Annotated in this window: 10 protein-coding genes; all 10 read left to right on the top strand. The window is 39.5% G+C overall.

The window, feature by feature from the left end:
• Nucleotides 1-119 precede the first annotated feature (119 nt).
• Nucleotides 120-1793: a glutamine--tRNA ligase gene (gene glnS, locus QQS40_RS09375; protein WP_329504965.1), complete on the top strand. Its 1674-nt coding sequence runs from the start codon at nucleotides 120-122 to the stop codon at nucleotides 1791-1793.
• A 66-nt stretch (nucleotides 1794-1859) separates the two neighbouring features.
• Complete coding sequence (locus QQS40_RS09370) at nucleotides 1860-2300, top strand: YcgN family cysteine cluster protein (RefSeq protein WP_289901709.1); 441 nt, start codon at nucleotides 1860-1862, stop codon at nucleotides 2298-2300.
• Between the two features lie 129 nt (nucleotides 2301-2429).
• Nucleotides 2430-2822, top strand: a complete 393-nt coding sequence (locus QQS40_RS09365) for a 4-alpha-glucanotransferase (protein WP_297568140.1) — start codon at nucleotides 2430-2432, stop codon at nucleotides 2820-2822.
• Nucleotides 2823-2857: 35 nt separating this feature from the next.
• A complete protein-coding gene (glgB, locus tag QQS40_RS09360; RefSeq protein ID WP_289901711.1) occupies nucleotides 2858-5047 on the top strand; it encodes a 1,4-alpha-glucan branching protein GlgB in 2190 nt (729 codons plus the stop codon).
• A 17-nt stretch (nucleotides 5048-5064) separates the two neighbouring features.
• Entirely contained in the window at nucleotides 5065-7083 is a 2019-nt protein-coding gene (gene glgX / locus QQS40_RS09355; RefSeq protein WP_297568137.1) for a glycogen debranching protein GlgX, read from the top strand.
• On the top strand, nucleotides 7073-8371 hold the full coding sequence (gene glgC / locus QQS40_RS09350) for a glucose-1-phosphate adenylyltransferase (RefSeq protein ID WP_289901713.1): 1299 nt from the start codon (nucleotides 7073-7075) through the stop codon (nucleotides 8369-8371). Before glgX ends, glgC begins: the two co-directional genes overlap by 11 nt.
• An 89-nt stretch (nucleotides 8372-8460) precedes the next feature.
• A complete protein-coding gene (gene glgA, locus QQS40_RS09345; protein ID WP_289901714.1) occupies nucleotides 8461-9900 on the top strand; it encodes a glycogen synthase GlgA in 1440 nt (479 codons plus the stop codon).
• 114 nt (nucleotides 9901-10014) lie between these two features.
• Nucleotides 10015-12480 (top strand): glycogen/starch/alpha-glucan phosphorylase, encoded by a 2466-nt coding sequence (locus QQS40_RS09340; protein ID WP_297568133.1) that lies wholly within the window; start codon nucleotides 10015-10017, stop codon nucleotides 12478-12480.
• A 105-nt stretch (nucleotides 12481-12585) separates the two neighbouring features.
• Nucleotides 12586-13059, top strand: coding sequence for a 6,7-dimethyl-8-ribityllumazine synthase (gene ribH / locus QQS40_RS09335; protein ID WP_005695997.1), 474 nt, complete (start codon nucleotides 12586-12588; stop codon nucleotides 13057-13059).
• A 5-nt stretch (nucleotides 13060-13064) separates the two neighbouring features.
• Entirely contained in the window at nucleotides 13065-13502 is a 438-nt protein-coding gene (gene nusB / locus QQS40_RS09330; RefSeq protein WP_289901716.1) for a transcription antitermination factor NusB, read from the top strand.
• Nucleotides 13503-13551 lie beyond the last annotated feature (49 nt).

The following is a 13551-nucleotide window of genomic DNA, read 5'->3' as shown; positions in this document are numbered from 1 at the left end:
AAAATTCTAAAAAATTCCGTGTTAATTCAATGAAAGTGCGGTTAGTTTTGGGATCAAATTCACAACGCCTGACTTTTCGTATAGAATGGAGTAATTATTTTCAATTTATTGAGAAATTTATGAGCAATACAGAACACACTCTAGAAAATGCGGAAAATACCCGCACACACAATTTCATTACTCAAATTATTGATGAAGATTTAACTTCAGGTAAACATAAAAGCGTTCATACTCGTTTCCCGCCTGAGCCAAACGGCTATTTGCATATTGGCCATGCAAAATCGATTTGCTTAAACTTCGGCTTAGCAAAAGAATATAACGGTTTATGTAACCTACGTTTTGATGATACTAATCCGGTGAAAGAAGATGTGGAATATGTGGATTCTATCAAAGCGGATGTGGAATGGTTAGGCTTTAAATGGGAAGGCGAACCTCGTTATGCATCTGATTACTTCGATGCACTTTATGGCTATGCCATTGAGTTGATCGAAAAAGGTTTAGCGTATGTGGATGAGCTTTCTCCGGATGAAATGCGTGAATATCGTGGTACATTAACTGAGCCGGGTAAAAACAGCCCATATCGTGATCGTAGTGTCGAAGAAAACCTTGCGTTATTTGAAAGAATGAAAAACGGTGAGTTTGCCGAAGGGACATTAAGTCTTCGAGCGAAAATTGATATGGCATCGCCATTTATGGTCATGCGTGATCCCGTGCTTTATCGTATTAAATTTGCGAGCCATCACCAAACCGGTGAAAAATGGTGCATTTACCCAATGTACGATTTCACTCACTGTATCTCTGATGCGATTGAACGTATTACACACTCTCTATGTACATTAGAATTCCAAGACAACCGTCGTTTATATGACTGGGTGTTGGAAAATATCAGTATTGAACGTCCATTACCGCATCAATATGAATTCTCTCGTTTAAATTTAGAAGGTACGTTAACCTCTAAACGTAAGTTATTGAAATTAGTAAACGACGGCATTGTGGATGGTTGGAACGATCCACGTATGCCAACAATTTCAGGTTTACGCCGTCGTGGTTATACCCCGGCTTCGTTACGTGAATTCTGTCGTCGTATTGGTGTGACTAAACAAGATAACGTTGTAGAGTATTCAGCACTTGAGGCCTGCATTCGTGAAGACTTAAACGAAAACGCACCTCGTGCAATGGCGGTGATTGATCCTGTTCGTGTTGTGATTGAAAACTTTGAAGGCGAAGAAACCTTAACGGCGCCAAATCACCCGAATCGTCCTGAATTAGGTGAGCGTCAATTACCATTTACAAAAGAGCTTTATATTGATCGTGCAGACTTCCGTGAAGAAGCGAACAAGCAATATAAACGTTTAGTATTAGGTAAAGAAGTGCGTTTACGTAACGCTTACGTGATTAAAGCTGAACGTGTCGAAAAAGATGCAAATGGTGAAATCACCACGATCTTCTGTACTTACGATCCAGAAACGTTAGGTAAAAATCCAGCGGATGGTCGTAAAGTGAAAGGGGTAATTCACTGGGTATCTGCAGTGCATAATCACCCTGCTGAGTTCCGTTTGTATGATCGCTTATTTACTGTGCCAAATCCAGGTGCTGAAGATGATATTGAAAGCGTGTTAAATCCACATTCTCTCGTGGTAAAACACGGTTTTGTAGAACAAAGCCTCGCAAATGCGGAACCAGAAAAAGGTTACCAATTTGAACGTGAAGGTTATTTCTGTGCGGATAACAAAGATAGCCGTCCAGAGCACTTAGTGTTTAACTTAACCGTAAGCTTAAAAGAAGGCTTCTAATTCTAAACAACAAAGTGCGGTCAAAAATCACGTAAATTTTGACCGCACTTTTTTATTGGCTTGACTATGCAATTTGAATCTCATTTTTGGCAAAAAAAATCTCTCCTTGAAATGACGGAATCCGAATGGGAAGCTTTATGTGATGGCTGCGGAAAATGCTGTTATCGAAAATATATTCAAGGGCGAGGCAAGCGTGAAAAACTCTATTACACACGCATTGCTTGCAATCTCTTAGATGTGGAAACAGGAAAGTGTCGTAATTATCCTGAACGTTTTAAAATCGAGAGTGATTGTACGAAATTAACCAAAAAGAATTTGCCTGATTTTGGTTGGCTGCCGAATACCTGTGCGTATCGTTTATTGTATGAGGGGAAACCTTTGCCCGAATGGCATCCCTTAATCAGTGGCGATCCAGACTCAGTGAAAAAAGCAGGCATTTTAATTCAAGATGGCGTACACGAAGAAGATGTGATTGATTGGTTTGAATTTGTGACTGAAACTGAATAAATTTTCACTAATATACTTTTTGAAATTTGTTTTTTGATGTAGGTCACAATTTGCAATATTGGTAATTGTATTTCAATTGCACTTACTTATAATACTTAGTAAGTATTATGTAGAAGTATTATTCGTTGTATGCAAATGTCCTTATCATTCAAACAATCTGCTAAACATCTTGGCATTTCGTTTTCCCATTATGATATTGATGGGCATTTGATTGATGCATCGCCAACCAGTATTGATTATTTTATCGAGCAGTTGCAATTTCCGCCGAACATTGGACAAAATCAGCCGTTCCAAGATGTAATGTGTGCCTTTGAAAACGAGCCCATTCATGATGATTTAACCGCGTTTTCTTCTCCTCCAGATGCTTCTTTGCGTTATCAATTGCTCGACGAGCAAAACCAAATTCAGTTTGAAAAAACAATGCCATATTCAACCGCACTTTCATTGCCTGCTTTGCCTTTTAGCTATTATCGTTTAATGCTTTTTGTCGCTCAACAAATGAGAAAATGCAATCGGTTGTAAATTAATTAAGCTTCTAAAGCATAAAGGAGTATGTTATGACGAAACTAGTCGCGCAATCAGTAATTAATTCATTTTTTGATGGCAAACATGCCAATCCTTTTGCTGTATTAGGCATGCATGAGACCCACAATGGTATTGAGATCCGTACTTTATTACCAGATGCAGATAAAGTGGAAGTGATTGATAAAGAAACCCAATCCATGGTGGTTACTTTAGAAAGAGTGGATGAACGTGGCTTTTTCTCCGCTATTGTGCCAGACGTGAACCACTTTTTTGCTTATCAATTTAAAGTGTATTGGGGATCGGATGTGCATCTCATTGAAGATCCTTACCGTTTCCATTCAATGATTAATGATTTAGACCAATGGCTATTAGCAGAAGGTTCATTATTACGTCCTTATGACGTATTAGGTGCACATTTCTCCGAATGTGATGGTGTATCAGGTGTGAATTTCCGTGTATGGGCGCCAAATGCTAAACGCGTTTCGTTGGTCGGTGATTTCAACTATTGGGACGGTCGCCGTCATCCAATGCGTTTCCATCCCGCAAGTGGTGTGTGGGAATTATTCTTACCAAAAGCTAGCCTTGGTCAACGCTATAAATTTGAATTAATTGATTGCAATGGCAACCTTCGTTTGAAAGCCGATCCTTATGCATTCAGATCGGAATTACGTCCTGATACCGCATCAGAAATCAGTATGTTACCGGATGTAGTCGAAATGACGGAGCAACGTCGTAAAGCGAACCAACGTAATCAACCTATTTCGATTTATGAAGTGCATTTGGGATCATGGCGACGTAATTTAGAGAATAATTTCTGGCTTGATTATGACCAAATTGCTGATGAACTCATTCCTTATGTCAAACATATGGGCTTTACTCATATTGAGTTTTTACCGCTCTCCGAATTTCCATTCGATGGTTCTTGGGGCTACCAACCGATAGGCTTGTATTCTCCAACCAGCCGTTTCGGTACGCCAGAAGCTTTTAAACGTTTAGTCGAAAAAGCACATAAAGCAGGCATTAATGTCATTTTAGACTGGGTGCCTGGACATTTCCCAAGTGATACACATGGTTTAGCAGCATACGATGGCTCTGCCTTATATGAGTATGCTGATCCACGAGAAGGCTATCACCAAGACTGGAATACTTTGATTTACAACTATGGTCGTAATGAAGTGAAAAACTTCTTATCCAGCAATGCCCTGTATTGGCTTGAACGATTTGGTCTAGACGGTATCCGTGTAGATGCAGTAGCATCGATGATTTACCGTGATTATAGTCGTGCTGAAGGCGAATGGATCCCGAATCAATATGGAGGGCGTGAAAATTTAGAAGCGATTGAGTTCTTAAAACATACCAATTGGAAAATTCATTCTGAGGTGCCTGGCGCTATTTCGATTGCTGAAGAATCGACTTCTTTTGGTGGTGTAACTCATCCGACAGAAAATGGTGGACTTGGATTTAATTTCAAATGGAACATGGGCTGGATGAATGACACCTTAAGTTATATGAAACTCGATCCAGTTTATCGTCGTTACCATCACGACAAAATGACCTTCGGGATGATTTATCAATACAGCGAAAACTTTGTATTACCGCTTTCTCACGATGAAGTTGTACACGGCAAATGTTCGTTACTCGGTAAAATGCCGGGTGATACATGGCAAAAATTCGCGAATTTACGTGCCTATTATGGTTATATGTGGGGCTATCCAGGCAAGAAATTATTATTCATGGGTAATGAATTTGCTCAAGGTCGTGAATGGAATTATGAAGAAAGCTTGGATTGGTTTTTGCTTGACGAAAACCATGGTGGCCTATGGCATAAAGGCGTATTGCAATTAGTCAAAGATTTGAACGGAATTTATCAAAAAAATGCACCGCTCTTTGAACTAGACGGTGAGCCGGAAGGCTTTGATTGGTTAGTGGTAGATGATGCGGAAAATTCAGTTTTTGCTTTTGAACGTAAAAGTAGTAATGGCGAACGCATTATTGTGATCAGCAACTTCACCCCAGTACCACGTGAAGGCTATCGTATCGGTGTGAATGCCTCGGGTGAATACGAGGAAATTTTGAATACTGACTCAATGTATTATCAAGGTTCAAATGTAGGTAATTTCGGTTCAGTGAAAAGCGAAGCGATCGCCAGTTACGGACGTGATAATTCGATTAGCGTGACCATTCCGCCACTCGCAACAATCTATTTAAAATATAAAGCATAACAATAGCGAAGAACACGATGTTTAGTATTTATAACAATGGAAAACCTTCCCCAATGGGATATTCGCAAACGCTGGAAAATGGACTAAAAATTTCGAATTTTGCACTTTTTTCTAGTGCGGCGGATGCTATTGAACTTTGCTTGTTCCGAGATGGCAAAGAAAGCCGTTTTGCCATGAGCAGAACCGATGATATTTGGCATGTGGCAATTGAAGGAGTTGAGTTAAATGATGAGTATGCGTTCAGAATCACTGGCAAAAATGACCGCACTTTAGCTAACCCGCAAAAGTTAATGCTTGATCCTTATGCGAAAGCGGTCACTCATAAACCAGATTTGAGTTCATCAGAAGCCCGCTCAATTTTCTTGTTAAATGATGAACGAGATAATGCATCAGTTGCGCCTAAAGGTCGTATTATGGATGAACGTTTTGATTGGTCAGGGGATTGTAAGCCGTCTATTCCTTGGGCTCAAACCATTGTTTATGAACTGAATATCAAAGGATTTAGCCAATTAAATTCCCGTATTCCAGAAAATATCCGGGGTACTTATGCAGCGTTAGCACACCTAGAAAATATTGCGTATTTTAAATCATTGGGTATTACTAGCCTTGAATTGCTTCCAGTGAATTTCTTTATTGATGAACCGCATTTGCAAGAAAAAGGATTACGTAATTATTGGGGTTACAATCCACTAGCTATGTTTGCTTTAGAACCAAGTTATGCCGCTGATCAAAAACAGCCTTTAAATGAGTTTAAGAGCATGATCAAAACCTTGCATCAAGCGGGCATTGAAGTGATTTTAGATGTCGTATTTAACCATACGGCTGAATCCGAAAAATCATTTCCTACATTTTGTCAGCGTGGTATTGATGATGAAACCTATTACTGGCAAAACGAGCATGGAGGCTACCTCAACTGGACGGGATGCGGCAATATGCTCAATCTTGCTAATGATGTTACTCGCAAATGGGTATTAGATTGTTTACGTTACTGGGTAACAGAATGCCATGTAGATGGTTTCCGTTTTGATTTAGCCACAGTGTTGGGGCGTGAAACGCCTGATTTCAATCCGAATGCAAAATTGTTTGTGGAAATGGAACAAGATGACGTTCTACAAAAAATTAAATTAATTGCAGAACCTTGGGATATAGGCCATTACGGTTATCAAGTTGGGTATTTCCCCGCTTATTTCTCTCAATGGAATGATCGTTTCCGTGATGATATGTGCCGTTTTTGGCTATGGCAAAGTGGTGAGGTAGGCGTCTTTGCTGAGCGTTTTGCTGGCTCTAGCGATATCTTTAATCGTGAAGATCGATTACCACATGGCAGCTTGAACTTTATTACAGCCCATGATGGTTTTACGTTGCGAGATTTAGTGAGCTATAACCATAAATATAATGAAGCTAACGGTGAAGAGAACCGTGATGGACGGAATGAAAACTATAGCTACAATCATGGAATTGAAGGTTCTCAACTGGATTTAGCAGATGAATGGCAAAGTGCGGTCGAAAATAACCGTATTTTATCAGAAAAAGGCTTATTAGGCTCTTTATTACTGGCAAATGGTGTACCCATGCTACTTGCCGGAGATGAGTTCGGCAACAGCCAATATGGCAATAACAATGCCTATTGCCAGGATAATGAAATTACTTGGTTAAAGTGGGATGATTTTAACCAAACCTTATTTGACTTCACCAAGCAAACGATTGCATTGCGAAAAAAAATTAAAAGTTTGCAACAGGAGGCTTGGTGGTCGGATGAAAATGTCGTGTGGTTGAATACTGGGGGAAACCCGATGACCCTAGACGATTGGCATAATCGGGAAAGCAAAGCCCTACAAATCATGTTGGACGGCAAGTATCTTTTCTTAATTAATGCAAAAACTGAACCGCAATCTTTTTATTTTCCAAGTGGTAAATGGAAAAAGATTGCCGAAACTGAAAATAGCGTGATTCAACAATGTGATGTGAGCGGTATAGCATTTGAAGTGTTGGAACATATGGATGATGAAAACGATGGAGTTTGTTATGAAAAGTGATCTTAATAAATATGAATTAGTTAAAGATACTTTAGTGCTTATTTTGGCTGGTGGTCGTGGTTCCCGTTTACATGAATTAACAGATAAACGCGCTAAACCTGCGTTATATTTTGGCGGTAATCGTCGCATTATTGATTTTGCGCTTTCCAACTGTATTAACTCCGGTCTTAATCGCATTGGGGTCGTGACTCAATATGCCGCTCATTCTTTATTACGCCATTTACAAACAGGTTGGTCATTCTTACCACAAGAGCGTGGTGAATTCGTTGATATGCTACCTGCTCGTCAACAAATTGATGATTCTACATGGTACCGTGGTACAGCGGATGCGGTATATCAAAATATGGCGATTATCCGTAATCACTATCGTCCAAAATATATTTTGATTCTTGCAGGTGACCATATTTATAAACAAGATTACAGTGTCATGTTGATGGATCACGTGAGAAGTGGAGCAAAATGTACAGTAGGTTGTATTGAAGTACCACGTTCTGAAGCGAGTGAATTTGGTGTGATGGCAGTAAACGAAAATCTTAAAGTGAAAGCCTTCGTTGAAAAACCGAAAGATCCACCAGCAATGGTTGGCAAACCAGATACATCATTAGCCTCAATGGGTATTTATGTTTTTGATGCAGAATACCTCTACAAAATGTTAGATAGAGAAGTCAATACGCCTTGTACATCACATGACTTTGGTAAAGATGTGTTACCAAAATGCTTAGAAGAAGGTGTGCTTTATGCGCATCCGTTCAGCCGTTCTTGTACTGGACGTAACACTGAAGGCGAAATTTACTGGCGTGATGTGGGGACGCTTGATAGCTTCTGGCAATCTAATATCGATTTGGTTTCAGAAAATCCGCAATTAGACATTTACGATCAAAGCTGGCCAATTCGTGGTAATCCAGTACAAGCTTATCCATCTAAATTCTTCTATAAAAATGTGAATGTCAAACCGGTAGATAACTCGCTTATTGGAGGGGGTTGTGTGATTACTGATGCGTCAATCAGTAACTCTGTTTTATTCGACAGAATTAAAATCAATGAAGGATCTTCAGTTGATCACTGTGTTGTATTACCGCAAGTACAAATCGGTAAAAATTGCATATTGAAAGATTGTATTATTGATCGCCATTGTATCATTCCAGATGGAATGGAAATCGGTGTGGATAAAGCCCTTGATAGTAAACGCTTCCGCGTCAGTTCAACGGGTAAAGTTGTACTAGTTACATCGACAATGTTGAAAAGATTGCACGGTGAAGAAGTCACTAATGAAGAGCATTTGGACTAAAGTGCGGTTAATTTTGACAGTATTTTATTGAATTAAAAAGATTGTGCTGTTATCAATGATAGCACAATTTTAACTATAAAAGGAAAATTATGAGAGTTTTACATGTTTGCTCGGAGCTGTATCCCTTACTCAAAACAGGCGGACTTGCCGATGTTTTAGGGGCGTTACCTTTTGCCCAAAAAGAGATTGGTATTGATACACGTATTTTATTGCCGGCTTATCCAAAAATTTCTGCGGGCATTGAGAATACGCATGTCGTGACAGAATTTGATAATTTTGCAGGTCATGTTGTATTACGTTATGGCGAATACAATGGCGTAGGGATTTATTTAATTGATGCGCCACATCTTTATTGGCGAGAAGGGAATCCTTATCATGATACCGATTACAATGATTATGCCGATAACTATAAGCGCTTTGCTTTATTAGGCTGGGTGGGGGCTGAGCTTGCGACAGGCTTAGACAGTTGGTGGCGAGCAGAAGTAGTTCATGCCCATGATTGGCATGCAGGTTTAGCAGCAGCTTATCTCTTTAATAAAGGTCGTCCTGCAAAATCAGTATTTACGATTCACAATCTTGCTTATCAAGGGCAATTCGCACATCACCATTTACATGAAATTGGCTTACCAGAAGGGATGTTTCATGTTAATGGTTTAGAGTTATTTGGTCAAATCTCCTATTTGAAAGCGGGGCTTTATTATTCTGATATGGTGACAGCCGTTAGTCCTACTTATGCGAAAGAAATTACCACACCAGATTTTGCTTATGGCTTGCAAGGCTTATTAACGGGTTTACGTGAAGCTGGCAAGTTGGTAGGGATTTTAAATGGCGTAGATCAAGAAATTTGGCATCCAAGTTGTGATGCTTATATTCAGCATCACTACAAATTGAAATCCATTGCGGGCAAGAAGAAAAATAAAGCTGATTTACAAGCTTATTTCAATTTACCACAACAGCCAGATGCACTCTTATTTGTGATGGTGACTCGCTTAACGGAACAAAAAGGCGTGGATTTATTGATTGCGACAGCGGATGAAATTGTGAAACAAGGTGGTCAATTAGCGATTCTCGGTTCTGGTGCTAAACATTTGGAAGAGGGAATTTGTCAATTAGCACAACGTTACCCAGAAAATATCGCAGTAAAAATTGGTTATGACGAAGCACTTTCACATTTAATGGTTGCAGGCGGTGATGTGATTTTAGTACCAAGCCGTTTTGAGCCTTGTGGATTAACTCAATTGTATGGATTGCAATATGGCACATTGCCGCTTGTTCGTGCGACAGGAGGATTAGCGGATACAGTCACAAACTGTACAAGTGAAACCATTGAAGCGAGTACCGCAACAGGTTTTGTATTCCAGAAAGCCGAAGCTGATGATTTACGAAGTGCAATTCAGCATGCCTTTGCCTTGTGGCAAAAACAACGTGTTTGGGCGAGGATTCGTAATAATGCCATGGCACAGGATTTTAGTTGGAAAAATGCAGCCACTCAATATGAGCAGCTCTATTTAGGCATTTTAAATGCATAATTCAATAGATTGACTCTCTCTTCGAAATAATCGCCTTTGAAGGGGGAATTTTTGTTGTTTTTTTCATAAAAAAGCTTAAAATTTGTGCGATTTTTTATTGAGGTTTTACTTTCTATGATCATGGATAATTTTGATTCGCCATTTCTCTACAATCGACCAAGTCTTGATATTGAAGGCGTGAAAAAAGCAATTGTTTATAAATTAATTTTCTTAATTGGTCGTTCACCAAAAGAGGCGAGTCAACGTGACTGGCTCAATGCAACTCTCCATGCGGTGCGTGATTTAGTGACAGAAGGTTGGATTACGACTGCACGCCAATCTCGTGCAGAAGAAACTCGCCGTGTTTATTATCTTTCTATGGAATTTTTAATCGGCCGTACACTTTCTAATGCTATGATCGCAGAAGGCATTTATGATGTGGCACAAAAAGCCTTGGCTGAATTAAATGTTGATTTAGAAGAGATTATTGAAAAAGAAGTGGATCCTGGTTTAGGTAATGGTGGTTTAGGTCGTCTTGCTGCTTGTTTTATGGACTCACTGGCAACGTTAGCGATTCCAGCAATGGGGTACGGTATTCGCTATGAATACGGTATGTTCCGTCAAAAAATTGAAAATGGCCAACAAGTTGAGCGCCCTGATGATTGGTTAGAAAAAGGCGCACCTTGGGAATTTATGCGTCCATCAAAACGTTTCAGTATTGATTTTGGTGGTCATATTTATTTTGAAGGCAAAAAATGTATTTGGAATCCGGCTGAAAAAGTGACCGCACTTGCATACGACCAAATGATTCCTGGCTATAAAAATGATTCAGCATCAACGTTGCGTTTATGGTCTGCTCATGGTGGTGAGGTGTTTGATTTAGCCGAGTTTAACCGTGGTGATCACTTAGCAGCAGTTGCAACGCGTTCAGCTAACCAAAACCTTTCTCGTGTCCTTTATCCGGATGATTCTACTTGGAATGGCCGTGAGTTGCGTTTACGTCAAGAGTACTTCTTAGTATCAGCGTCTTTACAAGATATTCTCCGTCGTCATTTAAGAACCCATGGTACATTGGATAATCTTGCTGATAAAGTGGCGATTCACTTGAATGATACCCATCCTGCATTAGCCATTCCTGAGTTAATGCGTATTTTAATCGATTTACACGGTTACTCATGGCAACATGCTTGGGATAAGACTCGTCGCATTTTCTCTTACACTTGCCATACTTTAATGTCAGAAGCATTAGAAACCTGGCCGGTAGAAATGATGGCGAAAATCTTGCCTCGTCACTTACAAATGATTTTTGAAATCAATGATCATTTCCTTGAGTATGTAAAAACTTATGTTACCACCGATATGGACTTTATCCGTCGTGTTTCACTTATCGAAGAAGGATATCAACGTAAAGTACGCATGGGATGGTTGTCTGTTGTAGGTTCTCATAAAGTGAACGGTGTTGCGGCAATTCACTCAGATCTTATGGTGACATCAACCTTTGCTGATTTTGCGCGTATCTATCCAGAACGTTTCACCAATGTGACAAACGGTATTACACCACGTCGTTGGCTTGCGGTAGCAAATCCGAAATTAGCGGCTTTATTTGATCAATATATTGGTTCTGAATGGCGTTGCGATTTAAGCCAAATTGAAAAACTTAAAGCGTTTGCAGATAAAGGTGAATTTAAGCGTGCTGTCGCAGATATCAAATACGATAACAAAGTGAAATTAGCAGAATATGTGAAGAAAACACTTAACATCGATTTAGATCCGCATGCATTATTTGACGTTCAAGTAAAACGTATTCACGAATACAAACGTCAAATGCTTAATGTGTTACACATTATTGCTCGTTATAACGAAATGTTGGCACACACAGAAAAAGATTGGCAGCCACGCGTATTTATTTTAGCGGGTAAAGCGGCTTCGGCTTACTATGCGGCAAAGCAAACCATTCGTTTAATTAACGATGTCGCGAATGTCATCAATAACGATGAGCGCTTAAAAGGTCGTTTAAAAGTTGTATTTATCCCGAACTACAGCGTGAGTCTTGCACAATTAATCATTCCAGCATCAGATATTTCTGAGCAAATCTCTCTTGCAGGAACAGAAGCATCAGGTACCAGTAACATGAAATTTGCCTTAAATGGTGCGTTAACATTGGGTACACTTGATGGTGCGAACGTTGAGATTTTAGATAACGTTGGTAAGGATCATATCTTTATCTTTGGTAATACGGTTGAACAAGTTGAAGCATTACGTCGCGAAGGTTATCGTCCGTTTGATTATTATCAAAATGACGAGCAGTTACGTGAAGTCATTGATCAAATCATTCGTGGTTATTTCTCACCAGAAGAACCGAACCGTTATCACTCTCTCATTCAAGGTTTACAATACCACGATTATTATCAATCCTTTGCTGATTTTCGCAGTTATATGGAAGCGCAAAAAGCGGTAGATAAAAAATATCAAGATCGTGATGTATGGATTGCAAGTACCATTCAAAATATGGTGAATATGGGCTTCTTCTCATCAGACCGTACGATTCTTGAATATGCGAAAAATATTTGGAAAATTGAGCCGTTAAAACTCGAGAAGTAAGTTCTTTTCCACTCATAGAAAACCCTGTCGGATTATTTCCACAGGGTTTCTTTTTATGCTAAAATCCACCGTCAAATTTATTGTTCATTCAGATTAGGAAAAAGTATGAAAGTTTTAGAAGGTGCGGTAGCTGCGCCAAATGCTAAAATCGCAGTGGTGATTGCTCGTTTTAACAGTTTTATTAATGAAAGTTTATTAGAAGGTGCGGTAGATGCATTAAAACGTATCGGCCAAGTGAAAGATGAGAATATTACAATCGTTCGAGCACCAGGTGCGTATGAACTTCCATTAGTAGCACGTCGTTTAGCTGAAAGCAAAAAATTTGATGCGATTGTAGCATTGGGTACAGTAATCCGTGGTGGTACAGCTCACTTTGAATATGTGGCTGGCGAAGCAAGCAGCGGTTTAGGTCAAGTAGCAATGCAAGCTGAAATCCCAGTAGCATTCGGTGTTTTAACCACTGAAAATATTGAACAAGCTATCGAGCGTGCAGGTACTAAAGCAGGTAACAAAGGTGCAGAAGCAGCATTAACTGCACTTGAAATGGTGAACCTTTTACAACAAATTGATGCGGCATAATTCAAATGACAGAGAAAAAAGAACCTGTAAAAAAAGTATCACCACGTCGTAGAGCGAGAGAATGTGCGGTTCAAGCATTATATTCTTGGGCGCTGTCTGGTAACGCACCAGAACAAGTGGAACTCACTTTCGTTATAGATCAAGATTTAAAAGGTGTGGATAAACCTTATTTTAGCCGCCTTTTCCGTCAAACTGTTGCGAATGTAGAAGCTGTTGATTTTTCAATGAGCCATTATTTAGATCGCGCATTGGATGAATTAGATCCTATTGAAAAAGCGATTTTACGTTTAGCGGTTTACGAACTTCAATTTGAGCCAGATGTACCGTATAAAGTGGCGATTAATGAGGCAATTGAAGTGGCGAAAGTGTTTGGTGCAGATGAAAGCCATAAGTACATTAACGGTGTATTGGATAAAGTCGCTCCTGCATTAGGTCGCAAATAATTATTCAAATGTAGGGTAGACAAATGTCTGCCCTTTGTTTTTTGGTGTG

The organism is Haemophilus parainfluenzae (assembly GCF_036288925.1).
Taxonomy (GTDB): domain Bacteria; phylum Pseudomonadota; class Gammaproteobacteria; order Enterobacterales; family Pasteurellaceae; genus Haemophilus_D.
The sequence above is the reverse complement of the archived record's forward strand: the minus strand, read 5'-3'. Positions and strand labels throughout refer to the sequence as shown.

What these genes read in the sequence shown, in the direction of transcription:
- glnS (WP_329504965.1), top strand. Translation starts at nt 120, where the DNA reads ATGAGCAATACAGAACACACTCTAGAAAATGCGGAAAATACCCGCACA.
- QQS40_RS09370 (WP_289901709.1), top strand. Translation starts at nt 1,860, where the DNA reads ATGCAATTTGAATCTCATTTTTGGCAAAAAAAATCTCTCCTTGAAATG.
- QQS40_RS09365 (WP_297568140.1), top strand. Translation starts at nt 2,430, where the DNA reads ATGCAAATGTCCTTATCATTCAAACAATCTGCTAAACATCTTGGCATT.
- glgB (WP_289901711.1), top strand. Translation starts at nt 2,858, where the DNA reads ATGACGAAACTAGTCGCGCAATCAGTAATTAATTCATTTTTTGATGGC.
- glgX (WP_297568137.1), top strand. Translation starts at nt 5,065, where the DNA reads ATGTTTAGTATTTATAACAATGGAAAACCTTCCCCAATGGGATATTCG.
- glgC (WP_289901713.1), top strand. Translation starts at nt 7,073, where the DNA reads ATGAAAAGTGATCTTAATAAATATGAATTAGTTAAAGATACTTTAGTG.
- glgA (WP_289901714.1), top strand. Translation starts at nt 8,461, where the DNA reads ATGAGAGTTTTACATGTTTGCTCGGAGCTGTATCCCTTACTCAAAACA.
- QQS40_RS09340 (WP_297568133.1), top strand. Translation starts at nt 10,015, where the DNA reads ATGATCATGGATAATTTTGATTCGCCATTTCTCTACAATCGACCAAGT.
- ribH (WP_005695997.1), top strand. Translation starts at nt 12,586, where the DNA reads ATGAAAGTTTTAGAAGGTGCGGTAGCTGCGCCAAATGCTAAAATCGCA.
- nusB (WP_289901716.1), top strand. Translation starts at nt 13,065, where the DNA reads ATGACAGAGAAAAAAGAACCTGTAAAAAAAGTATCACCACGTCGTAGA.